A 22,747-nucleotide genomic window follows, 5' to 3' on the forward strand; every position below is an offset into this window, starting at 1 on the left:
CTCCCCGCTGGCCTCAGGGCGTCGCGGGGCCGGCCGGGGCGGCCGGCGGAACAAGGCTCAGGCCCAACCGGCCGCGGGCGAAATTCAAATAACTGACGGCCTGCGCCCGATCACCCCGGCTCCAGTACCATTCGGCGGCGGACAGGGTGGTGCTGATGGTGCCGACCTCCGACGTCGAAGGAACCTTGCTCCGGGCCTCGTTGAGCAGCAGGGGAAAGCGTTGGGCAAGGTCGGTGGCGGCCGGCTGGGCCGCGGCGGCGGTGGACAGGACGATGCCGGCGGCGGCCAGGGCCGGGAAGAGCGTGTTCATGGGGCGTCCTCGATCTTGAGCAACCTGTACCGCCGCTTCGCCGTGAACCATCGGCCGGCGAAGACGGGGCGGTCGGAAAAAGACTCTCAGATCTCTGTTACGCTTCGGCGAACCGACCACCGCCCCGGAAGGACTAAAAGGGGAGGCAAAAGGGGTGGCGGCCCGAGGGTTTCCCCGCAGGCCGCTTTCTCCCGGCCGCTCCCCGTGCGCTCAGCCCGCTTCGGCTGCGGAGGAGGCGCTCCACAGGTTGATGCCAGCGTCGGCGACGGCGTGGGTGTCGATCTCCGCCAGCTCCTCCGGGCTGAAGGACAGGCTGTTCAGCGCGTCGAGCGAGTTGTCGAGCTGGTCGACGTTGCGCGCGCCGATCAGGGCGGAGGTGACGCGCGGGTCGCGCAGGACCCAGGCGATGGCCATCTGCGCCAGCGTCTGGCCGCGCCGCTTGGCGATGGCGTCGAGCGCGCGGATGCGCTCCAGATTCTCCGGCGACAGGAAATTGGCGCGCAGGCTGCCGCCCTTGGCGGCGCGGGCGTCGGTGGGCAGCCCGTTCTGAGTATTCCCGCCGAGGTACTTGTTGGTCAGCATGCCCTGGGCCATCGGCGAGAAGGCGATGCAGCCCATGCCGAGATCCTCCAGCGTGTCGAGCAGGCCGCCCTCCACCCAGCGGTTCAGCATCGAGTAGGAGGGCTGGTGGATCAGGCAGGGGGTGCCCAGCTGCTTCAGGATGCCCACCGCCCGCCGCGTCATCTCCGGCGAGTAGGAGGAGATGCCGACATAGAGCGCCTTGCCCTGGCGGACGATGTGGTCGAGCGCCCCCATCGTCTCCTCCAGCGGGGTGCGCGGATCGACGCGGTGCGAATAGAATATGTCGACGTAGTCCAGGCCCATCCGCGTCAGGCTCTGGTCCAGGCTGGAGACCAGATATTTGCGGGAGCCCCAATTGCCGTAGGGGCCGGGCCACATCTCGTAGCCGGCCTTGGTCGAGATGACCATCTCGTCGCGGTAGGGGCGGAAATCGGTGGCGAGGATGCGGCCGAAATTCTCCTCCGCCGAGCCCGGCGGCGGGCCGTAATTGTTGGCGAGGTCGAAATGGGTGACGCCGCGGTCGAAGGCCCGGCGCAGCACGGCGCGCCCGGTGGCGAACACGTCGGTGCCGCCGAAATTCTGCCAGAGCCCCAGCGAAATGGCCGGCAGGTCGAGTCCGCTGCGGCCGGTGCGGCGGTAGCTCATGCTGCCATAGCGCTGGTCGGCGGCGAGGTAGGGCGGCTGCATGGCGAACTCCCGATGTGATTTTTAGTGATATATCAGCATAGGGCGGCGGTGCGCCGGTGCGCAATGGCGCCGCCGGTCATATCACTCACGGCTTTCCGGCCCGGATGGCGAGGCGCAGACCTTGCGCACGCAGCCGCGCAGCCAGCGGTGGGCCGGGTCGGCGTCGAGGCGGGGGTGCCAGATCAGGGAAACCGTCACCTCCGGGGCGGGGAAGGGCAGGGCGAAGCCGTGGAGGCCGGCGCGCAGCCCCTCGGTGTGCCGTTCGGGGACGCTGACGATCAGGTCGGTGCCGCGCACCAGCGTCAGCGCCGCGGCGAAGCCGCCGACCGTGGCGACCACGTCGCGCCGAAGCCCGAGCCGCTCCAGCGCCTCGTCCACCAACCCGCGGTCATCGCCGCGCCGCGACACCAGCACATGGCGGCCGGCGGCATAACGGGCGGCGGTGATTTCGCCCGCGGCCAGCGGATGACCGGGGCGGACGACGCCGATGAAGCGGTCGTGGAACAGCGCCTGGGTGCGCAGTTCCGGCCCGCTGCCGGCGGAGACCACGCCGGTCTCCAGATCGACCGAGCCGTCGCGGAGCGGGCCGCTGTCCTTGTCCGGCTTGGGCAGAAAGCGGATGCGGACGCCGGGCGCCTCGGCGGCGACCAGGGTGAGCAGGGCCGCGCCATAGCTTTCGACGAAGCCATCGCTGGTCCGCAGGGTGAAGGTGCGGGCCAGCCGGGCGATGTCGAGATTTTCGGCCGGGCGCAGGGCGGCCTCCGCCTCCTGCACCAGCAGGCGGACGCGGTCGCGCAGGTCGAGCGCGCGCGGCGTGGGGACGAGGCCGCGCCCGGCCCGGACCAGCAGCGGGTCGCCGGTCGCCTCGCGCAGCCGCGCCAGCGCCCGGCTCATCGCCGACGGGCTGAGCCGCAGCCGGCGCGCCGCACCGGCGACGCTGCCCTCCGCCAGCAGGGCGTCCAGGGTGACGAGCATGTTGAGGTCGGGTGCGGTCATGCAGCGGAGCCTAGATCGGATCGCGTAAAATCGGACTCGATTTGAAGCGTAAATCCGATCGCCAAACATAAAGCTATAGCGTCGTGCGTTTCACAGCAAACGCACGACGCTATAGCACGGGCCGGCCGCCGCCGCTGCCGGGACATGGCGCCCAATGCACGAATACAGTGCGGATGCTGCGCGTTCCGCCCTGTCACCCCGCGCCCTAGCCTGGATGCCTGTCATTCGGGAAGGAGAGGCGTCATGAGGGAAGCGGTTGCGGAGCAGGCGGCGGGCGGGACGGCGCGAGGGCTGGTCGCGCAGGGGGGATTGGCGGGACTGGCGCTGGCGATGCTGCTGTCCTCGCTCGGCATCAGCATCGCCAATGTCGGATTGCCGGCACTGGCGCTGGCGTTCGACGTGCCGTTCCGCGAGGTGCAGTGGGTGGTGCTGGCCTATCTGCTGGCGATCACCACGCTGATCGTCGGGGTCGGGCGGCTGGGCGACATCGTCGGGCGGCGGCGCCTGCTGCTGGCCGGGATCGCCCTGTTCACGGCGGGCTCCGCCGCCTCCGCCGCCGCGTCCGGCCTGTGGATGCTGGTGGCCGCGCGGGCGGTGCAGGGGCTGGGGGCCGCCGCGATGATGGCGCTCGCCACCGCCTTCGTCGGCGATGCCGTGCCGAAGGAGCGGATCGGCCGGGCGATGGGGCTGATGGGAACGACATCGGCGGTCGGCACCGCGCTCGGCCCGACGCTGGGCGGCCTGCTGATCGCGGCCTTCGGCTGGCCGGCGATCTTCCTGGTCACCGTGCCGCCGGGCGTCGCGGCCTTCCTGCTGGTGCGGCGCTGCCTGCCGGCCGACCGGGGGGTGGAGACTGCAGGCGGAGCAGGGCGGGGGAGCTTCGATTTTCCCGGCACGCTGATCCTGGCCCTGACGCTGGGGACTTATGCGCTGGCGATGACCGGCGGTCGGGGCGGCTTCGGCTGGTCCGACCTGACGCTTGTGCTGGCGGCGGCCGGCGGGGCCGGGCTGTTCCTGGCGGTGGAGTCGCGGACGGCGTCGCCGCTGCTGCGGCTGGAGATGCTGCGCGACCGGACGCTGCGCGGGCGCCTGACGATGAGCATGCTGGTGGCGACGGTGCTGATGGCGACCCTGGTGGTGGGACCGTTCCATCTCGCCCGTGCCCTGGGGCTGGAGACCGGTATGGTCGGTCTCGCCATGTCGGCCGGTCCGCTGGTGTCGGCGCTGACCGGCGTGCCGGCCGGACGGGTCGTCGACCGCTTCGGCGCGGCGCGCATGACCATCCTGGGGCTGGGTGCCACGACGGGCGGCTGCGTGCTGCTGGCGCTGCTGCCGGCGACGTTGGGCGTGGCCGGCTATGTCGGGCCGCTCGTCGTCGTCACCGCCGGCTATGCGCTGTTCCAGACCGCCAACAACACGGCGGTGATGGCGGATGTGGAGAAGGACCGCCGCGGCGTGGTGTCGGGGGTGCTGAACCTGTCGCGCAATCTGGGGCTGATCACCGGCGCCTCGGTGATGGGGACACTCTTCACGCTGGGGGTGGGGACGGAGGTCGCCGTCGCGGCGCCGGAGGCCGTCGCGGCGGGCACCCGGACGACCTTCGCCGTCGCGGCCGGGCTGATCGCCGTGGCGCTCGTCCTCGCCGTCCGGACGGCGGGGCGGCGGTGAAGGTTGGGCCTGGCGCAGCGCGATTGCGCCCCTGTCATCGCTTATCGGTCATCGCTTATCGGTCAGTTGGCAGCGGCTTGCCATGAAGTCCACAAAGGCGCGGACGCGGGCGGGCAGGGGGCCCGGACCTCCGAGATAGACGGCGTGGATGTCCTCGCCGCCGCCGGGGTTCAGTCGGTCCAGCACCGGCACAAGCGCACCGGCGGCGATGTCGGTCTCGACCTGGAAGCGGGCCAGACGCGCCAGCCCGACGCCGCCCAGGGCAAGCAGGCGCGCGGCGTCCCCGTCGCTCGCCCGTGCGGCGATGGGCGGCACATGCTCCTCGATCCGTTGCTCGATCTGTTCTGCGCTTCCGCTTTCGGTCCTGAAAGGCCAGCCGCCGATGGCCCGCGGGAAGGTCCAGCCGATTCCCCTGTGCCGGGCAAGGTCCTCCGGATGTTCCGGCGTCCCATGCCGCGCCAGATAGGCGGGAGAGGCGACCACGACCATGCGCGTGCTGCCCAGCTTGCGGATCATCAGGCTGGAATCGCGCAGCGGGCCGGTCCGGATCGCGACATCGGCCCGCTCCTCCATCAGGTCGACCACCGCATCCGACAGCACGAGGTCGATGGTGACGCCGGGATGGGCGGCCAGGAACTCGGGCACCAGCGGGATCAGGTGGCGCATGCCGAAGGGGACGTTGCTGTTGACGCGCAGGTGTCCGCGCGGCTCCGCACCGGCCGAGGCCTCCCGCTCGGCCTCCTCCATTTCTCCCAGGATCCGCAGCGCGCGGGCGTGGAAGGCCTGACCTTCCGGCGTCAGGCTGAGGCGCCGCGTCGACCGGTGGAGCAGCCGCGTGCCCAGCCGTGTCTCCAGCCGCGTGATGAGCTTGCTGACGCCCGATGGCGTGAGGCCGCAGGCACGGGCCGCCGCGGTGAATCCGCCGAGATCGACGACCCGCGCGAACACCTCCATCTCGGCCGCCCGGTTGACCTCCATCCGCGTCACAATGATGCCCCCACGTCACAAGTCCTGAGACTGGAGGCAGCCTAATTCACAGCTGCTCCGTCGGCTATATCCTTGGCAATCGACCGTCGCCATCGGCGCGGCCGCGACAGCCCCGATCAGGGAAGGACAGGACATGGAGTACCGGACACTCGGCGCATCGGGCCTCAAGGTGCCCGCGCTCAGCTTTGGGACCGGCACCTTCGGCGGCAAGGGGCCGCTGTTCTCGGCTTGGGGGAACAGCGACGTCGGGGATGCCCGTCGGCTGATCGACATCTGCCTCGACGCCGGCGTCACGCTCTTCGACACCGCCGACGTCTATTCGGACGGAGGTTCCGAGGAGGTGCTCGGCGCCGCCATCCGCGGGCGGCGCGACACGCTACTGATCTCGACCAAGACCGGCTTGCCGATGGGAAACGGGCCGAACGACGCGGGTCTTTCCCGTCACCGGCTGATCGGTGCGGTGGAGGCGGCGCTCCGCCGGCTCGGGACGGATTACATCGACCTGCTCCAACTGCATGCCTTCGACGCCTTCACGCCGGTGGAGGAGGTGCTGCACACGCTGGACACGCTCGTCCGTGCCGGGAAGGTGCGTTACATCGGCGCCTCGAACTTCGCGGGCTGGCAGCTGATGAAGGCGCTCGCCGTCGCCGACCGCCATGGCTGGCCGCGCCATGTCGTGCATCAGGTCTATTATTCGCTGACCGGGCGCGACTATGAGTGGGAGCTGATGCCGCTTGGCCTCGACCAGAAGGTCGGCGCGCTGGTCTGGAGCCCGCTCGGCTGGGGCAGGCTGACCGGCAAAATCCGCCGTGGCCAGCCGATCCCCGAGGGCAGCCGCCTCCACGACACCGCCCAGTGGGGGCCGCCCGTCGATGAGGAGCGCCTCTACCGCATCGTCGACGCGCTCGACGTCGTAGCGGCCGAGACCGGGCGCAGCGTTCCCCAGGTCGCCATCGCCTGGCTGCTGGCGCGGCCGACCGTCTCCTCGGTGATCGTCGGCGCCCGCAACGAGGCGCAGCTGCGGGACAATCTGGGGGCCGTCGGCTGGACGCTCGAACCCGGCCAGATCGCGCGTCTCGACGCGGCCAGCGACGTGATGCCCGCCTATCCCTATTACCCGTACCGCACGCAGGAGGGCTTCGCCCGGCTCAATCCGATGCCCGTTTGAGGTCTTGGGATGCTTCTGGCGGCGTCTTCCGTCGGAACGGTGCCGACAAGCACAAGCCCGGCGATGCGCGTCCAGTGCAGAGGATGTCCGGCCGCCAACAGCAGCGCTCCGGTGGTCACCGAAGCCCGCTGTCCAGTCATGGCAGTCAACCGGTGCGTGCTGTACGGACGGCCAATCCGAAGATCTGCCCGCAAGGAATGTGCTGCATCCCTGTTGAGGTTGGCGCGCACTCGCCAACCGCCTTCACCGGAAACAGCCGTCAGGAGCACCCACATGTCCAAGGAAGCACTCAAGGATCTCCTCATCGAGGAGCTTCAGGATGCATACAGTTCCGAGACCCAAATCCTCGAGGCGCTGCCCGCGATGGCGGACGCGGCGTCATCTCCTCAGCTGAAGCAGGCATTCCAGACCCACCTCAAGGAGACGGATGGGCAGGTAAAGCGTCTGGAGCAGATCTTCCAGATCCTCCAGGCCGACCCCACCGGCAACACCTGCGAAGCCACCCAGGGGCTGATCGAGGAAGCCGAGGAGATCATGGAAGAGGGGCTCTCGCCGGAGGTTCTCGATGTCGCCCTGATCATGGCCGCCCAGAAGGTCGAGCATTACGAGATTGCCAGCTACGGCTCCCTCAGGACGCTGGCGGAGACGTGCGGACTGACGGACGTCGCCAAGCTGCTCGATGAGACGCTCAGCGAGGAAAAGGCAACCGACGAGAAGCTGACCCAGCTTGCCGAGGGCGAGGTCAATCAGCGCGCCTTCAAGGCGGCGTGACCGGTCGGCGGCGGCCGTGCCGGGCGCGGTCGCCGCTTGCCCATTACCTGCCAACCTCGGTGCCGAATGCCTTCGCCGTAGGCTGCGGGCAGAAGCGCCATCGTTCTGCTGTTCTTGACCCTGCCTATCGACCGCGCTGGCATGCGACCGGGCTTTGGCATTGACCGCCGACCGGTCGCGGCCCGCTGTTCTATCCGACCCCGCGTCACAAACCGAACGGCGCGGTCTTGCACGGCCATGGCGACGGGCCCAGCTGTGAAGGGCCTGAACCGCGAAAAGGCCCTCGTCATGATCGATCCGCCCCCGCCCTGCACCTGCTGCCAGCCCCCTTCGACGCGCGAGACGACGCGGGCGCGGACGCCGTGCTGACGGGGCTTCCGGATTTCACGGCCTATGGGGCCGCGCTCGCGGGCTTCATCGAAACGCACGCGGACTGGGCGGAGATCATCATCTTCCTGATGGCCTTCGCGGAGGGGCTGACGCTCGTCGGGCTTCTCATCCCCGGCGTCGTCATGCTGACCGCGAGCGGCGCGCTTGTCGCCGCGGGCGTTCTCGACTTCTGGTCGGTCTATCTGGCGATTGCGGGCGGGGCCATCCTGGGGGACGCCACCTCCTACTGGCTGGGCCGGCACTATGGCGAGCGCATGTTCCGGCTGTGGCCCCTCAGCAGGCATCCCGAACTGCGCGGCCGTGGCGAAGCCTTCTTTCTCCGGCATGGCAGCAAGAGCGTGTTCCTGGCGCGCTTCATCGGCCCGCTGCGTGCGGTGGTGCCGACGACGGCCGGCATGATGGCGATGCCCCACCGGAAGTTTCAGGCGTTCAACGTCCTGTCGGCCGTGATCTGGGCGCCGCTGCTGATGTCGCCGGGCCATCTCGCCTGGACCGGGTACGACAGGAGCGGCGTGGGCGACCGCCCCGCACCGGCCGCGGAGGGCGGCATCGGGCAAGGGGCGGCGAAATCCTGCGCGCCCGCTCCGCCCGTCGAGGGATCGCCGGAAACAACCGGCTGCTAGCTGTTTGGGCGGGGCTGACTGTTCGGAGTGACAACTCAATTTCAGGCGGCCGATTGTACCCCTTGTGCCGGTGAACGCTCCGCCGCCCTGTCCAGCCGTCCGCCCGACACCGGTGGAGGCGCCCAAAATTCAGGCGTTTCCTCGGTTCTGCCGCATTGTCCGACTGTCCCGTGCCTTGTCGCATTGTCCCTGTCACCCGGGCCATGCCGGCCTGTGGCCGAAAAGATACATCCGACATCGGAAATGTGATGGTGACAATGTTCCGTTTGACCCCGCCGATTTCGTCTCCATAATCCTGATTGTCTCGATTGTTCGAGCGTTGTGCGCCAGATTATGGAGGATCCGATGCGCCAGACCGATGTGACCCGCAGTTCCGGCCTTTACACGGCAGCCCAGAGCGCCGTTCCGGCCGCCAACCGCGTCACCCGTGTCTCCCGCCGTCCCCTCTGGCGGTTGCTCGACCTGTTGTTTTCCGCAATGGAACGGCGCAAACAACGTCATGCACTCATGGGGCTCGACGACTATCTGCTGAAGGACATCGGAATCAGCCGGTCCGAGGCGGAGCAGGAGGTGTCGAAGCCGTTCTGGCGGGGATGACACGATGGCCGGCAAATCCATTCAGGGCGACAGTGTTCAAATCGACTATGCGGTCGAACCGGAGTTGAGCGCGGACGCGTTCATCGACGTTCTGGAACGCTCCGGGCTGGCGGAACGCCGGCCCGTGGGCGACCGTCCCCGGGTGGAGGCGATGCTGCGCAACGCCGGCCTGATCATCACCGCAAGGCACGAAGGCCGGCTGGTCGGCGTCGCCCGCTCGATCACCGACTTCGTCTATTGCTGCTACCTGTCCGATCTCGCCGTCGACCGTGCCCTTCAGGGGCACGGCATCGGCAAGGAACTGATGCGCCGCACCCGCGACGCGATGGGGCCGGGCACCATGTGCCTGCTGCTGTCCGCGCCCAAGGCCATCAGCTTCTACGAGCAGGCCGGGCTGAAGCGGCACGAGCAGGCCTTCCTGTTCACCGATCTGGAATAGACCCCGGAGCCAAGACACCGGGGGGAGGGGGAGCACCGCCGCCATGCCCGACATCATGAGCAACAGCGCCGCGGCCAGTGGTGGGGCCGACAGCACCATCGACACTGCCGGCCTCGCCATCTCCTATGCCGACGTGGCGGGGGCGGCGGAGCGGATCGCCGGCGTCGCCCACCGCACACCGGTGCTGACCAGCCGCACCGCCGACACGCTGACCGGCGGCGAGCTGCTGTTCAAGTGCGAGAATTTCCAGCGCACCGGCGCCTTCAAGATCCGCGGCGCCTACAACGCGGTGTCGCGCTTCACCCCGGTTCAGCGCGCGCTGGGCGTCGTGGCCTATTCGTCGGGCAACCATGCCCAGGCGCTGGCGCTGGCGGCGTCGATGCTGAAGGTGAAGTCCACCATCGTCATGCCGCAGGACGCCCCGGCGGCCAAGCTGGCGGCGACGCGCGGCTATGGCGCCGACGTGGTGCTGTACGACCGTTATGCCGAGCCGCCGGACGCCGCCGTCGCCCGCGTGCTGGAGGAGCGGGGCGGCGTGCTGATCCCGCCCTTCGACCATCCGCATGTGATGGCCGGCCAGGGCACCGTCGCCAAGGAGCTGATCGAGGAGGCCGGCGGGCCGCTCGACCTGCTGGTGGTGCCGACCGGCGGCGGCGGGCTGCTGTCCGGCTGCGTCATCGCCGCCAAGACGCTGAACCCCGGCTGCCGCGTCGTCGGGGTCGAGCCGGAAGCCGGCAACGACGCCCAGCAGAGCCTGCGCAGCGGCGCCATCGTCCGCATCGACGCGCCCAAGACCATCGCCGACGGCGCCCAGAGCCGCGCGGTCGGCCAGCTGACCTTCCCGGTGATCCAGCGGCTGGTCGACGACATCGTGACCGTCACCGACGACCAGCTGGTCGAGTCCATGCGCTTCTTCGCCAGCCGGATGAAGATGATGGTGGAGCCGACCGGCTGCCTCGCCGCCGCCGCGGTGATGTCCGGCAAATTCGATGTGCGCGGCAAGCGCGTCGGCATCGTCGTCACCGGCGGCAACGTCGACCTCGCCCGCTTCGCCGCGCTGGTCCAGGCGGGCTGAGTTTTCTCTTCTTTCCGGGAACCGAGTTCCCCCAAGACGTAAGGATCCCCATTCATGACCGGGAAAGCCATGCGCCTGCCCATTTATCAGGTCGATGCCTTCACCGACCGCGTCTTCGCCGGCAACCCGGCGGCGGTGGTGCCGCTGGAGTCCTGGCTGCCCGACGCGCAGCTCCAGGCCATCGCGGCGGAGAACAATCTGGCGGAGACCGCCTTCTTCATCCGCAGCGGCACGGACTTCGAACTGCGCTGGTTCACCCCGGCGGTGGAGGTCGAGCTGTGCGGCCATGCCACGCTGGCGACCGCCTTCGTCATCTCCACCATCCTGGAGCCGGGCCGCGCGCGCATGGACTTCGCCACCCGGCAGGCCGGCACGCTGACGGTCACCCGCGACGGCGACCGCTACACGCTGGACTTCCCCAACCGCCCGCCCCAGCCGGCGGAGAGCCCCGACCCCAAGCTGTTGGCGGCACTGGGCGGGCCGGCGCCGGTCGCGATCCTGAGCGGGCGAGACTATCTGGTGGTGTACGAGTCGGCCGACGCGGTGCGGGCGCTGACGCCGGACATGGCGCTGCTGTCGACGCTGGACAAGTGGGCGGTCTGCGTTACGGCGCCGGGTGACGACGGGGTCGATTTCGTGTCGCGGCTGTTCGCCCCGGCCCAGGGCATCCCGGAGGATCCGGTCACCGGCTCCACCCACTGCATGCTGACCCCCTATTGGGCGGAGCGGCTGGGCAAGACCGTGCTGACGGCGCGTCAGGTCTCGGCCCGCGGCGGCGAGCTGCTGTGCGAACTGGCCGGCGACCGGGTGAAGATCGGCGGGCAGGCGGTGCTGTATCTCGAAGGCACGATCCTGCTGTGAGGCTGCAATGACTGTCCAGTTCAACCGGGTGGCGCCGATCCTGCCGGTGCGCGACGTGCGCGCGGCCCTCGCCCATTACTGGAGCCTCGGCTTCACGGTGACCGCCTATGACGAGGCCGCCGCGGATCCTGTCTATGGGTTCCTCGATTGGGGCGGGGTCGGCCTGCATCTGACCCGCGTTCCGGACCTCGATCCCGAACGCTCGGTTGTCGCCTGCTATCTCTATGTCAGCGACGCCGACGCCCTGCACGCGGCGTGGAAGGCGGCAGACGCCGGCGGCCGGCTGACGGCGGTGTCCGACACGCCTTATGGGTTGCGCGAGTTCGCCCACATCGATCCCGACGGCAACCTGCTGCGGGTCGGTTCGGAAGCGGGGAAGGGTGTCGATGGCTGAGGATAGGGTCCTTCTGTTCTCCTACGGCACCTTGCAGCAGGAGAATGTGCAGCTGGCGTCCTTCGGCCGGCTGCTCGCCGGGCGGGCGGACGCCATGCCGGGCTATCGCTGCGACATGCTGGAGATCACCGATCCCGAGGTGATCCGCACCAGCGGCAAGCGCTTCCATCCCGTGGTCAGCGAAAGCGGCGATCCAGCCGACGCGGTCGCCGGGACCCTGTTCGAGATTACCAAGCAAGAACTGGCCGCCGCCGATTCCTACGAGGTCGCGGATTACAGGCGCGTCATGGTCCGGCTGCGGTCGGGGGCGGATGCCTGGGTCTATGTGAAGGCGTGATGGGGCGTCAGGTCTGGCGGGGCCTGACGAAGGATTGCTCGGTCACCTCGGTGCCCCACTGGCTGCCCGGCGATTCGGCGGCAAGGACGAAGCCGGCGGCTTCATAGAGGCGCCGGGCGGCATCCAACCCGCGAAAGGTCCAGAGCCGGGTTTCGGCGACGCCGGTGCGGTCGGCGAAGGCCACCGCTTCATCGAGCAGCCGCCGGCCCAGCCCGCCGCCGCGCCGCCCATCCTCGACGATGAACCAGCGCAGATGGGCAATGCGGGGAGCGGAGCCGGCGCCGGACAGGTCCTCGCCGTCGATGGCGATGGTGCCGACGATGCGGTCGCCGTCCAGCGCCGTCCAGACGGCGTTGCAGGGACGGTCGAGCCGCGGCAGGAATTCCGCCAGCCCGGCGGCGACCCTGCTTTCGAAGACGGCGCCGAAGCCATGGGCACGGGCGTAGAACTGCGCATGCATGTCCACGGCCCGGCCAATCAGTCCGGGCCGGTAGCCAGGTTCGATGCGCAAGGCCGGGGGAGCCCCCGCCTTCGATTCGGTGCCCGGTGTGGCCCGGCGGGCTTGCAGGGCATCCGCGTACAGCCGCAGCCCCGCCACCACCATGGCACGGTCGGCGGCAGGCAGGCAGGCCAGGGCGCCGCCGACCTGTTCATGGGCGAAGGCGTCGATGGCGGCCAGCGTCCGCTTTCCCTGCCCGGTCAGGGTAAGGCGCTTCGACCGTCCGTCCGTATCGCTGCTCACCTCGGCCAGATCCCCACCGTCGATGAGCTTGCGCAGCATCCGGCTGACGCTCGATTTCTCCAGATTCAGCCGGTCGCACAGCTCCGTCGCGGTCAGGCCGCCCCGGTTGCCGATCTCGATCAGCGCATGCACTGCCGAGGCCGGCAGCTCCGTTCCCGCAAGGGTCGGCCTCATGAAGCCGAGTTCGCGCACGATCCGGCGCGACGCGTCGCGGATCGGCAGGATGGCGTCCCTGTGGGCGAGGGGGGCTGAGATGGAGGGCTGGGAAGCCATGGTGGTTCCAGACATAGTTGTATCATGCAACTATGTCTGGGCAGGCAGCGGCTGTAAAGGCGTCAGGCCGGTCTCACATGATCTTTTCGAAGCGGAACATTTCGCCGCCGCCGGGCAAACCGGAGGGTCCGGGCCAATGCGGGTCGGGGTGGTGGGCGCCGAAGAACTCGACGATCCTGAAGCCGCACTTGTTGACGTAGAAGTGGATGTTGCGCTTCTCGAAATAGGGCGTGTGCGTCTGCCAGACCTGGGTCTCGGGATAGCGTTGCTCGATGGCTTTCCAGGCCTTGAAGCCCAATCCCCGGCCATGTTGCGCCGGGGAGAGGAAGAAGAGGTCCAGCGAATTGCGCTGCGTCGCCTCGTCGATCACGACGACGGCGCCGCCGACCCGTTCATTTCCGCACAGGATGTGCAGAAGCTCGGTGCCCGGCGCGCCCATCGACTCGTCGAGATCGCTGCCGCGTGGGATCGAATCGTCGGGAAGGCACCCGAACGCCTCGATGACGGCGACCGCGAAGGACGCCTCCATATCGGCCTTGAAGGCCGGCAGATCGCCCGGCTCGACGGCCGCGAGCGTGACCTGTGTGTCCTCTGCGACTTGGGTATCCTGCATCTTCGTGCGCTCGAGCCGTCAGCGGTCCGGTCCCCGCCTTACGCCTCGCTCTCCATCTTCTGCTCCACCGCGGCGGCCTTGATCGCCTTTTGCAGCTTTTCGAAGGCACGGACCTCGATCTGGCGGACGCGCTCGCGGCTGATGCCGTATTTCTGCGACAGGTCCTCCAGCGTCGTCGGCGCCTCGCGCAGGCGGCGTTCGGTCAGGATGTCGCGTTCGCGGTCGTTCAGCGCGGTCATGGCGTTCGCCAGCAGCTTGCGGCGCTTGCCCAGCTCCTCGCGGTCGGCCAGCGTGATTTCCTGGCTGGCGGTCTCGTCGACCAGGAAATCCTGCCATTCGCCCTCGCTCTCCGCTCGGAGCGGCGCGTTCAGCGAATGGTCGGGGCTGGCCAGCCGCCGGTTCATGTTGACGACGTCCTGCTCCGGCACGTCCAGCTTGGTGGCGATGGCGTGGACCTGCTCGGGCGACAGGTCGCCCTCCTCGATGGCCTGCATCTGGCCCTTCAGCCGGCGCAGGTTGAAGAACAGCTTCTTCTGCGCGGCGGTGGTGCCCATCTTCACCAGCGACCAGCTGTGCAGGATGTATTCCTGGATCGCCGCGCGAATCCACCACATGGCGTAGGTCGCCAGCCGGAAGCCGCGGTCGGGGTCGAAACGCTTCACCGCCTGCATCATGCCGACATTGCCTTCGGAGATCAGCTCCGACAACGGCAGGCCGTAGCCGCGGTAGCCCATGGCGATCTTTGCCACCAGCCGCAGATGGCTGGTGACGAGCTGGTGGGCGGCGCCGGAATCCTCATGCTGCTGCCAGCTCTTGGCGAGCATGTATTCCTGCTGCGGCTCCAGCATCGGGAACTTGCGGATCTCCTGGAGATAGCGGGACAGATTGCTCTCGGACCCGATCGCCGGAAGGTTGGATGCCGTCGCCATGGTAAAACCCCTCTCCTGACAGCCGGCGTTCCCATCCGAAGGATTTCAGGGGCCGCCGCCGCTCTTCAGCGCGGGTTCCATAGGCCCCTCGCAATGAGCGGGCGAAGGAACCTCGCCATTGACGCCGAGTCTAACCAAGAAACATTTCCCGGTGTACCGTTTTAAACCGACTCCAGGGTGACAATTAGTTCATGAATGTCCGCCGGAATTGAGGAGCGGAATGCCACAATTTCGCCACTAATCGGATGCCGGAAGGTCAGGGCCGCGGCATGCAGCGCCTGACGCGGAAACCCAACAAGGCTGGACCGCGCCGGTTCCGGCAGCAGCGAGGCGAATTTGCCGCCCGGCCGCCCCGACCGCCCGCGGCCATAGAGCGGATCGCCGACCAGCGGATGGCCGATGTGGGTCAGGTGGACGCGGATCTGGTGGGTGCGCCCGGTCTCCAGCACGCATTCGACCAGCGAGGCGGCCATGCCGAAGCTCTTGACCACGCGGTATTTGGTGCCGGCCGGTTTCCCGCCGCCGGTGACCACCGCCATCTTCTTGCGGTCGGCGCTGCTGCGGCCGATGTTGCCCTCGATCCGGCCCTGGGTCGGGTTGGGCACGCCCCAGACCAGCGCCAGATAGGTGCGGCTGAGCGTGCGGTCGGCGAACTGGTCCGACAGGCCATGGTGGGCGCGGTCGTTCTTGGCGACCACCATCAGGCCGCTGGTGTCCTTGTCCAGCCGGTGGACGATGCCGGGCCGCCGCACCCCGCCGATGCCGGACAGGCTGTCGCCGCAATGGGCGAGCAGGGCGTTGACCAGCGTGCCGTCCGGGTTGCCGGCGGCCGGATGCACCACCAGCCCGGCCGGCTTGTCGATCACCAGCACGTCGGCGTCCTCGTAGACCACGTCGAGCGGGATGTCCTGCGCCAGCGGTTCGGCGGCCTCCGCGCCGGGAACCTGCACCTCGAAGGTCTGGCCGGGTTTGACCCTCAGGGACGCGTCCGTTATCGTCCGGCCGTCGCCGCGCACGCAGCCCTGTTCCAGCAGGGCCTGCACGCGCGACCGCGACAGGTCCGGCAGGCCCGCTGCCAACGCCTTGTCCAGCCGCTGGCCCGCCGCCTCGTCGGGGATGGTGTGGGCGAGCAGCTGGGGAGCGGCGTAGGCGGGGGTGCCGGCGTCGTCGTCCGCATCGAGGAAATCGTCGGACAGGTCATCTGGCATATCGGCTGGCATCGGCTTCGCGCATCGCGTCCTGTTTCAATCGTCCGGGAGTGGACCCCAAACCGTGCAGATCCTCAAGGCACTCATCGTCATCATGGGCGTTCTCATCCTCGCCGGCTTCACCTTTCTGGGGGTGGAGCTGTACAAGCGGATGTCGGACCCCAACCGCGCCTCGCTGACCGCCACCGCCCCGGCGCCCGTTCCGGCCGAGCGCCCGGCCGAGGTGACGCTGGACGTTCCGGCCGGCGCCCGCATCGGCGAGATGCTGGTGGCCGGCAACCGCGTCCTGTTCAAGGTGACCCTGCCGCAGGGGCCGGACCGCCTGTATCTGATCGACCCGCGCAACGGCGCCGTCACCGCGACGGTGACCGCCGGCAAGTGAGCGTTTTCCCCTATCCGGACACAGATGATGCATGATTTCCGCAGCGACAACGTCGCCGGTGCCGCCCCGCAGGTGATGACGGCGCTGGCCGCCGCGTCCTCCGGCACCGCGTCCCCCTATGGCAACGATCCCTGGACCGCGCGGGTGACCGAGCGGCTGTGCGCGATCTTCGAGACCGAGGTCGCCGTCTTCCCGGTCGCCACCGGCACGGCGGCCAACTCGCTGGCGCTGTCGGCGCTGGTGCCGCCCTATGGCGCGGTGCTGTGCCATGACGAGGCGCACATCACCATCGACGAGTGCGGCGCGCCGGAGTTCTTCACCGGCGGCGCCAAGCTGGTCCCGCTGGCCGGCGCTCATGGCAAGCTGACGCCCGACGCGGTGCAGCACCACATCGCCAAGGCCGGCGTCGGCGTCGTCCACCGCGTCCAGCCCGCCGCCCTCAGCCTGACCCAGGCGACGGAGGCCGGCACCGTCTATACCCCGGCGGAGGTCGAGGCGCTGGTCGAGGTCGCCCATGCCAACGGCATGGCCGTGCATATGGACGGCGCCCGCTTCGCCAACGCCATCGCCCGACTGGGCTGCAAGCCGGCCGAGGTGACGTGGCGCGCCGGGGTCGACGTGCTGACGCTGGGCGGCACCAAGGGCGGCTGCCTCGCCGCCGAGGCGGTGGTGTTCTTCAACCCGGCGATGGCCGAGGATTTCGGCTTCGGCCGCAAGCGCGGCGGCCATCTGGTGTCGAAGATGCGCTTCCTGACGGCGCAGCTCGACGCCTGGCTGGATGACGGGCTGTGGCTGCGTCTGGCCGCCCACGCCAACGCCATGGCCGACCGTCTGGCCGAAGGGCTGGTGGCGCTGCCCGGCGTCGAACTGGCCCACCCGGTGGAGGCCAACGAGCTGTTCGTCCGCCTGCCGGCGGCCTATGCGGAGGCGCTGGAGGCGGCCGGCTACGGCTTCTACCGCTGGGATGATGGCACGGCGCGCTTCGTCACGGCCTTCGACACGCCGGCGGCCGTGGTGGACGGGTTGCTGGGTATTTTGCGCCGACTCTAAGAAAAGGCTTGATCGGCGGGGCTGGCTTGGTTAGAAACCCGCCCACGCCGATGACGTCCCCATCGTCTAGAGGCCTAGGACACCGCCCTCTCACGGCGGTAACAGGGGTTCGACTCCCCTTGGGGACGCCAACCTTCCAGGGTTGGGTCGCGCGGCCGGTGGCAGCCTCCACCGCCGCATGCCATGCATCGGGACCAGACGTCCCCATCGTCTAGAGGCCTAGGACACCGCCCTCTCACGGCGGTAACAGGGGTTCGACTCCCCTTGGGGACGCCATCCACGCGCTGCCATCCAAGCAGTCGGATGCGTTTGTTGAGCGCAGGTTGAAGGTACAACGTCCCCGTCGTCTAGAGGCCTAGGACACCGCCCTTTCACGGCGGCGACACGGGTTCGACTCCCGTCGGGGACGCCACTTCTTCCTAATCCATAGCTTTCATTCTGCATCACGTATGATTTTGCTCCCGGAATGAGATGGGATCCTGGATTTCGTCTGCAAGGCTTGCAATTGATGAGACTATTATCGACAGCTCTTCATATGAAATTTCATGGTTTCTTGTAGAAATTCCGGAATTTGTAAGCCACATTGGTACTGTCTCCGTTTCCGCACAAGAGCCATTCCTTATTTCTCCCCCATAGTGCTTTATCTTGTTAGCGATTGAATAAGCTCTTGCCTCTTTTGAATTGTCTCCTTCGCAAAAGACCTTTTCTCCGTCAAATTCTAAGTTAATCTTGTTAAGAGTGTCGATAAATATCTGAGTGTTCAACAAGCAGGACTCCCAACGCGATAGTGCACGGAAATAAACGCGCACATGCGGAGCGCTAGGTTTTCCTGCTTCTATAAATTCTCTCGTTAATGCTCTTGCTTCATGGTAATCGGAGAACGCGACCTGCGCGCGGTATAAATGATTGATTGCGTATTGTTTAAATTTTCCGGAATAGCTTCCACGCAATATCGAATTAAGGAAGTGGTTTGCAATCCAGTGAGTTGATTGCGGATATTGTCCAGAAATGTCGGGTGCATCGAATTCAGTAAAATCTGCAATGCCTGGGGCAAGATATAAATTTAAGCATTCCCTGCTAAAGCTCGTGCTCATTCTCTATATCTTCCCTGTTTCTATAATGTAAAATTTATAGAATTCCCGACAGGTTTGTTTTTAGAATATAATGGATGGTTTTCACCCCAACACCCCCGTCTGATACAGCGTCACCCGGATCCCCCCGTTCGACACCGACACCCCGCCCTCCTGGAACGGCAGTTCGGTCGCCTTCGCCAGGGCGGCTTCGTTGGTGATGATGCCCACGCGCCAGCCGGCGAAGCGGGTTTTCAGCGTCTGGCCCATGGCGTGGTAGAGCGGGATCAGGGACTTGCCCTCGCCTATGCGGGCGCCGTAGGGCGGGTTGACGATGACGAGGCCGGGGGGACCCTCCGGCGGGGTCAGGTCGCTGATGGCGTGATGGGCGAAGTCGGTCCAGGCGCCGACGCCGGCCCGCTCCGCATTGGCGCGGCTCATCGCGACGGCGCCGGCGTCGCGGTCGCTGCCGTAGAAGCGCACCGCGGGCGGCGTCGCCGTGCCGGTGCTGCCGCGCAGGCTCTGCCAGCGGGCGGGGTCGAACGTGGCGAGCTGCTCGAAGGCGAAGGAGCGGGAGCGGCCGGGCTTCAGGCCGGCGGCGATCTCGGCGGCCTCGATGACGAAGGTGCCGGAGCCGCACATCGGATCCACCACGGGGACCGGCTCGCGCCCGTCATAGCCGCACTGGCGCAGGAACAGGGCCGCCAGCGTCTCGCGCATCGGCGCCTTGTTGACCGCCTCCTTGTGGCCGCGCTTGTGCAGCGACTCGCCGGAGCTGTCGACGCTGATGGTGCAGAGGTCGTCGTCGATCCGCGCCTTGATCTGGACGGCCCGGGTGTCGTCTTCCGGCGCATCCCTGTCGGCGGATTTCCCGGTCTTCTTGGGGGCGGCCTTGACGATGGGGGCGCCGAGTTCCTCGGCGATGGCGCGCTCGATGCGCTGGGCGGCGGCGCCGGCATGGTAGATGCGCGAGGCCTTGCAGGAGGCCTCGACCCGCACCGGCACGTCGGCGCGCAGGATCTCGGCCCAGGGAACGCGGCGGGCGCGCTTGTCCAACTGGGCGAGATGCAGGGCGCGGAAGCTGGCGATGCGCGCCAGAACGCGGGTGGCGCCGCGCAGTTCCAGATTGGCGCGCCAGACCTCCGGCCAGCCGCCGGTGACCGTCACCCCGCCCTTCACCATGGTGGGGTTGGTGAAGCCGCGGTCGCTGGCCTCCGCGCACAGCACGGGTTCCAGGCCGGGGGCGGCCACCAGGAAAATCTCGAAAGGCTGGGCGGGACTGGTCGGGTCGGTGTTCATGCGCCTACATAGCCCGAAGGGCCGGGTTCCATCGACAGGATTCTCGCGGAACGGCCAGCTGTTGACGCCGGACTGCCGGTCCCTATGATCGGATTGGAACACGAACAATCAAGCCGGCTTGCGATTCCGAACATGGACCGGGCCGGATGGCAGGGAGAACGCACACCATGACCGCCACCGACACCAGCCACTTGTCCGCCAACTGGCCCGCCGACCTGCTGGCGCAGGAGTTCCGCGGCAAACGGGTGCTGGTCACCGGCAGCAGCCGCGGCATCGGCGCGGCGGTGGCGGCGGCCTTCGCCCAGCTCGGCGCCCATGTCGCCATCCATGGCCGCGACCGGGCGGCGGTGGAAGCGGTGGCGGCGGCGATGGGAGACGGCGTGATCGGGCTGGCCGGCGACTTCGCTGACAAGGGGCAGACCCGCGCGGTGGTGGAGCAGGCAATCGACCGGCTGGGCGGGCTGGACGTGCTGGTCAACAATGCCGGCACCATGCTGGGCCGGGTGGCGCTGGCCGACATCGACGACGGCTTCCTGCAGGAGCAGTTCGACCTGAACGCCGCCTCGGCGGTCGTCGCCAGCCGCAGCGCCCTGCCGGCGCTGATCGCGTCCAGGGGGGCCATCGTCAACACCGGCTCGATCTCCGGCCGCACCGGGGGCAGCGCCGGCTCGTCGCTCTACAGCGCCGCCAAGGCCTTCCAGGCCAGCCTCGCCCGCTCGCTGGCGACGGAGCTGGCGCCGCACGGCATCCGCGTCAACGCGGTGTCGCCCGGCACCATCGACACCGACTTCCACCAGCGCTATTCGACCGCCGACAAGCTGGCGCAGACCGCGGCGCGCATTCCGCTGAAACGGCTGGGCACGGCGGAGGACTGCGTCGGCGCCTACCTGTTCCTGGCGTCAAACCGGCTGGCTGGATACATCACCGGCCAGACGATAGAGGTGAATGGCGGTCAGTTCTATAACTAATGGGAGAATTTTCGCAATTGCGAAGGTCGAGCTTTGGCAAAATGCAAAGCGATCTCAATGATTTTGGCAAATTGCGAAGGTTGATTGTGTCCCAACTCCAAGAATGGATCGATTTCACAGGATAAAAAAACATCCCAGCGTTAAGGGTGCATTGGCATTGTTCTTGTAGGGTAGCTCGTTGACAACCGATCCCTCGAAAGATCGGGACACCGCCAGCAGTCGGGTCAGAAGACGAGGTCCCCAGTCATGAACGCTCCCAGCCCCAGCACAGGCCCGCAGACCGCAGCCCGGCCGACCAAGGCCGGTCCCTTCGCCAACCTGCGCACGGCGACCAAGATCTACACCGGCTTCGGCGTCACGCTGGCGCTTCTGGTCGGGCTGGGGGCGGTATCGTGGAGCGGCTTGCGGTCCAGCGACGATGCGCTCCGCCGCTATGCGGCGCAGTCGCACGTCGCGATGGCGGTGGCGGAGGCCGATACCAACATCGCCGATGCGCTGGGGGCGGCGGAGGAGTTCGTCTCCAGCGGCTCCGGCGATGTGGCCGGCCGCTTCCGCGGCGAAATCGACAAGTTCCGCCGCAAGCTGGACGACGCCACGGCGCGGATGACCGATGCCGGCGACCGTCAGGCGGCGCAGGAGATCGCCACCCTGCACCAGACGCTGACCGCCGGTTTCGACCGGCTGGTCGCCGCGCGGACGGAGCGCGACTCCATCGTCGCGTCGGTGGTGAACACGCTGGGCGCCGACATCCGCCGCACGCTGAGCGAGACCGTCAAGGCGGAGAAGGACGGCGGCGATCTGGACCGCACGGTGCGGGCCGCCGACGTCAGCGAACAGTTCCTGCTGGTCCGCGTGCTGGTCGCCCGCTTCGTCGCCGAAACCAAGGCGGAGGATCTGGTCCGCATCCGCAAGGATCTGGGCGACCTGACGGGGAAGGCGGACGCGCTGCGCAACGGCATCGCCGACGGCCCGGTCAAGGCCAAGCTGTCGGACGCGGTGGCCAAGCTGCCGGCCTATGGCGCCGGCATCGACCGCATCGCCGTGCTGAGCGACCAGCTGAAGTCGCTGAACAACGAGACCCTGGGCAAGGCCGGCAAGCAGATCAACGACAAGATCGGCCTGATCCGCGACCATTCCACCAGCTTCCTGGCGCAGCTGGAGGTCACCGCCGCCGCCGAGGTGTCGGCGGCGGAAGCGCGCGGCACCGCCGTGACGGTGGTCGCCGTTCTGCTCGGCCTGCTGCTGGCCTGGGCGATCTCGCGGGCGATCACCCGGCCGCTCGGCAACACGACGCGGGAAATGGGCCGGCTGGCCGAGGGCGACCTGACGGTGACCGTCACCGACGACGACCGCCGCGACGAGATCGGCGCGCTGGCCCGCGCGCTCCAGATCTTCAAGACGAACGCGCTGGAGATGGAGCGGATGCGCAGGGCGCAGGAGGAGAGCGAGCGGCAGGCCGCCGCCCAGCGCCGCCAGACGATGATGCAGATGGCCGACACCTTCGAACGGACGGTGAAGGGCATCGTCGACACCGTCGCCACCGCCGCCACCGGCATGCGCGACGCCGCGACGGAGCTGACCGCCACCGCGCATGAGGCGAGCGAGCGCTCGCTGCTCGTCGCCTCGGCCTCCGAACAGGCCTCGGCCAACGTGCAGACCGTCGCCACCGCGACGGAGGAGCTGTCGGCCTCGATCTCAGAGATCGGCCAGCAGGTGGAGAACTCCACCCGCATCGCCACCCAGGCGGTGGCCGACGCCACCGGCGCCGACCGCACCATGCGCGATCTGGTCAGCGCCGCCGAGCAGATCGGCGCGGTGGTCGAGCTGATCAGCGGCATCGCAGCGCAAACCAATCTTCTGGCGCTGAACGCCACCATCGAGGCGGCGCGGGCGGGCGAGGCCGGCAAGGGCTTCGCCGTGGTGGCGAGCGAGGTGAAGGCGCTGGCCAACCAGACCGCCAAGGCCACCGACGAGATCCAGGCCAAGGTGCAGGAAATCCAGCAGACCACCGGCGGTGCCCAGAGGGCCATCGGCAGCATCGGCAAGACCATCGGCCACATGAGCGAGATCACCACCGCCATCGCCGCCGCCATCGAGGAGCAGGCCGCCGCCACCCGCGAAATCGCCTCCAGCGTGACCCAGGCCGCCCAGGGCACCGAAGAGGTGTCGAGCAACATTGCCGGCGTCAGCACGGCGGTGCACGAGACCGGCGACGCCGCCGGCCGCGTCCACGGCACCTCGCAGGAGCTGGCCGTCGAGGCCGAGCGCCTGCGCAAGGAGGTGGGCACCTTCATCGCGACGGTGCGGGCGGCGTAACGCCCGCACCGG

Annotated in this window: 24 protein-coding genes and 3 tRNA genes; 17 read left to right on the forward strand and 10 right to left on the reverse strand. The window is 68.2% G+C overall.

The features are described from left to right. Positions 1-13: 13 nt before the first annotated feature. The 3 genes from ABNQ39_RS32875 to ABNQ39_RS32885 all read right to left on the reverse strand — a co-directional run bounded on the left by ABNQ39_RS32875 (position 14) and on the right by ABNQ39_RS32885 (position 2,575). Entirely contained in the window at positions 14-310 is a 297-nt protein-coding gene (locus ABNQ39_RS32875) for a hypothetical protein (protein WP_376966466.1), read from the reverse strand. 210 nt (positions 311-520) lie between these two features. Beyond that, a complete protein-coding gene (gene mgrA, locus ABNQ39_RS32880; RefSeq protein WP_376966469.1) occupies positions 521-1,579 on the reverse strand; it encodes an L-glyceraldehyde 3-phosphate reductase in 1,059 nt (352 codons plus the stop codon). 81 nt (positions 1,580-1,660) lie between these two features. Further along, on the reverse strand, positions 1,661-2,575 hold the full coding sequence (locus tag ABNQ39_RS32885; protein ID WP_376966471.1) for a LysR family transcriptional regulator: 915 nt from the start codon (positions 2,573-2,575) through the stop codon (positions 1,661-1,663). Between the two features lie 243 nt (positions 2,576-2,818). Here ABNQ39_RS32885 and ABNQ39_RS32890 point away from each other — a divergent pair, with 243 nt between their 5' ends. Continuing rightward, a complete protein-coding gene (locus ABNQ39_RS32890) occupies positions 2,819-4,243 on the forward strand; it encodes an MFS transporter (protein ID WP_376966473.1) in 1,425 nt (474 codons plus the stop codon). A gap of 48 nt (positions 4,244-4,291) precedes the next feature. Here the strand turns inward: ABNQ39_RS32890 and ABNQ39_RS32895 are convergent, their stop codons facing one another. Then, positions 4,292-5,221 carry a LysR family transcriptional regulator gene (locus ABNQ39_RS32895; RefSeq protein ID WP_376967167.1) on the reverse strand — a complete coding sequence of 310 codons (930 nt, stop codon included), beginning with the start codon at positions 5,219-5,221 and terminating at the stop codon, positions 4,292-4,294. A gap of 142 nt (positions 5,222-5,363) precedes the next feature. Here ABNQ39_RS32895 and ABNQ39_RS32900 point away from each other — a divergent pair, with 142 nt between their 5' ends. From ABNQ39_RS32900 to ABNQ39_RS32940, 9 genes are all read left to right on the forward strand, one after another. Further along, positions 5,364-6,398 (forward strand): aldo/keto reductase, encoded by a 1,035-nt coding sequence (locus tag ABNQ39_RS32900; RefSeq protein ID WP_376966474.1) that lies wholly within the window; start codon positions 5,364-5,366, stop codon positions 6,396-6,398. A gap of 273 nt (positions 6,399-6,671) precedes the next feature. Then, positions 6,672-7,169, forward strand: a complete 498-nt coding sequence (locus ABNQ39_RS32905; RefSeq protein WP_376966475.1) for a ferritin-like domain-containing protein — start codon at positions 6,672-6,674, stop codon at positions 7,167-7,169. A 362-nt stretch (positions 7,170-7,531) separates the two neighbouring features. Continuing rightward, positions 7,532-8,182 (forward strand): DedA family protein, encoded by a 651-nt coding sequence (locus tag ABNQ39_RS32910; protein WP_376966477.1) that lies wholly within the window; start codon positions 7,532-7,534, stop codon positions 8,180-8,182. A 345-nt stretch (positions 8,183-8,527) separates the two neighbouring features. Next, the gene (locus ABNQ39_RS32915) at positions 8,528-8,779 is read left to right on the forward strand and encodes a DUF1127 domain-containing protein (protein WP_376966479.1); all 252 of its coding nucleotides are present in this window, start codon (positions 8,528-8,530) and stop codon (positions 8,777-8,779) included. A gap of 4 nt (positions 8,780-8,783) precedes the next feature. Further along, positions 8,784-9,218 (forward strand): GNAT family N-acetyltransferase, encoded by a 435-nt coding sequence (locus ABNQ39_RS32920; RefSeq protein ID WP_376966481.1) that lies wholly within the window; start codon positions 8,784-8,786, stop codon positions 9,216-9,218. Between the two features lie 43 nt (positions 9,219-9,261). Beyond that, positions 9,262-10,293, forward strand: a complete 1,032-nt coding sequence (locus ABNQ39_RS32925) for a threo-3-hydroxy-L-aspartate ammonia-lyase (RefSeq protein ID WP_376966483.1) — start codon at positions 9,262-9,264, stop codon at positions 10,291-10,293. A 54-nt stretch (positions 10,294-10,347) separates the two neighbouring features. Next, entirely contained in the window at positions 10,348-11,154 is an 807-nt protein-coding gene (locus ABNQ39_RS32930) for a PhzF family phenazine biosynthesis protein (protein WP_376966485.1), read from the forward strand. Between the two features lie 7 nt (positions 11,155-11,161). Next, positions 11,162-11,548 (forward strand): bleomycin resistance protein, encoded by a 387-nt coding sequence (locus tag ABNQ39_RS32935; protein WP_376966487.1) that lies wholly within the window; start codon positions 11,162-11,164, stop codon positions 11,546-11,548. Further along, positions 11,541-11,885: a gamma-glutamylcyclotransferase family protein gene (locus ABNQ39_RS32940; protein ID WP_376966489.1), complete on the forward strand. Its 345-nt coding sequence runs from the start codon at positions 11,541-11,543 to the stop codon at positions 11,883-11,885. The genes ABNQ39_RS32935 and ABNQ39_RS32940 overlap by 8 nt, the downstream gene beginning before the upstream one ends. A gap of 7 nt (positions 11,886-11,892) precedes the next feature. Here the strand turns inward: ABNQ39_RS32940 and ABNQ39_RS32945 are convergent, their stop codons facing one another. The 4 genes from ABNQ39_RS32945 to ABNQ39_RS32960 form a co-directional block, all read right to left on the reverse strand. Continuing rightward, positions 11,893-12,900: a GNAT family N-acetyltransferase gene (locus ABNQ39_RS32945; protein ID WP_376966491.1), complete on the reverse strand. Its 1,008-nt coding sequence runs from the start codon at positions 12,898-12,900 to the stop codon at positions 11,893-11,895. A 73-nt stretch (positions 12,901-12,973) separates the two neighbouring features. Beyond that, positions 12,974-13,513 carry a GNAT family N-acetyltransferase gene (locus tag ABNQ39_RS32950; RefSeq protein ID WP_376966493.1) on the reverse strand — a complete coding sequence of 180 codons (540 nt, stop codon included), beginning with the start codon at positions 13,511-13,513 and terminating at the stop codon, positions 12,974-12,976. Between the two features lie 38 nt (positions 13,514-13,551). Continuing rightward, positions 13,552-14,442 (reverse strand): RNA polymerase sigma factor RpoH, encoded by an 891-nt coding sequence (gene rpoH, locus ABNQ39_RS32955; protein WP_376966495.1) that lies wholly within the window; start codon positions 14,440-14,442, stop codon positions 13,552-13,554. Between the two features lie 161 nt (positions 14,443-14,603). Further along, complete coding sequence (locus ABNQ39_RS32960; protein ID WP_376966497.1) at positions 14,604-15,650, reverse strand: RluA family pseudouridine synthase; 1,047 nt, start codon at positions 15,648-15,650, stop codon at positions 14,604-14,606. A 64-nt stretch (positions 15,651-15,714) separates the two neighbouring features. On the opposite strand from ABNQ39_RS32960, the gene ABNQ39_RS32965 reads away from it, so the two are divergent. The 5 genes from ABNQ39_RS32965 to ABNQ39_RS32985 all read left to right on the forward strand — a co-directional run bounded on the left by ABNQ39_RS32965 (position 15,715) and on the right by ABNQ39_RS32985 (position 17,494). Next, complete coding sequence (locus ABNQ39_RS32965; protein ID WP_098735696.1) at positions 15,715-16,032, forward strand: hypothetical protein; 318 nt, start codon at positions 15,715-15,717, stop codon at positions 16,030-16,032. 27 nt (positions 16,033-16,059) lie between these two features. Beyond that, on the forward strand, positions 16,060-17,082 hold the full coding sequence (locus ABNQ39_RS32970) for a threonine aldolase family protein (RefSeq protein WP_376967169.1): 1,023 nt from the start codon (positions 16,060-16,062) through the stop codon (positions 17,080-17,082). Between the two features lie 55 nt (positions 17,083-17,137). Further along, positions 17,138-17,213: transfer RNA gene (locus ABNQ39_RS32975), tRNA-Glu, on the forward strand. Between the two features lie 69 nt (positions 17,214-17,282). Continuing rightward, positions 17,283-17,358, forward strand: a tRNA-Glu gene (locus tag ABNQ39_RS32980). Positions 17,359-17,418: 60 nt separating this feature from the next. Then, positions 17,419-17,494, forward strand: a tRNA-Glu gene (locus tag ABNQ39_RS32985). Between the two features lie 31 nt (positions 17,495-17,525). On the opposite strand, the gene ABNQ39_RS32990 is transcribed toward ABNQ39_RS32985, so the two are convergent. Next, positions 17,526-18,176, reverse strand: a complete 651-nt coding sequence (locus ABNQ39_RS32990) for a hypothetical protein (RefSeq protein ID WP_376966499.1) — start codon at positions 18,174-18,176, stop codon at positions 17,526-17,528. 81 nt (positions 18,177-18,257) lie between these two features. After that, complete coding sequence (locus tag ABNQ39_RS32995; RefSeq protein WP_376966501.1) at positions 18,258-19,451, reverse strand: THUMP domain-containing class I SAM-dependent RNA methyltransferase; 1,194 nt, start codon at positions 19,449-19,451, stop codon at positions 18,258-18,260. A gap of 167 nt (positions 19,452-19,618) precedes the next feature. Here ABNQ39_RS32995 and ABNQ39_RS33000 point away from each other — a divergent pair, with 167 nt between their 5' ends. Further along, the gene (locus tag ABNQ39_RS33000) at positions 19,619-20,419 is read left to right on the forward strand and encodes an SDR family NAD(P)-dependent oxidoreductase (protein ID WP_376966503.1); all 801 of its coding nucleotides are present in this window, start codon (positions 19,619-19,621) and stop codon (positions 20,417-20,419) included. 246 nt (positions 20,420-20,665) lie between these two features. After that, positions 20,666-22,735, forward strand: a complete 2,070-nt coding sequence (locus tag ABNQ39_RS33005; protein ID WP_376966505.1) for a methyl-accepting chemotaxis protein — start codon at positions 20,666-20,668, stop codon at positions 22,733-22,735. Positions 22,736-22,747 lie beyond the last annotated feature (12 nt).

The sequence above is a fragment of the Azospirillum sp. A26 genome (genome assembly GCF_042604635.1).
GTDB classification, from domain to species: domain Bacteria; phylum Pseudomonadota; class Alphaproteobacteria; order Azospirillales; family Azospirillaceae; genus Azospirillum; species Azospirillum palustre.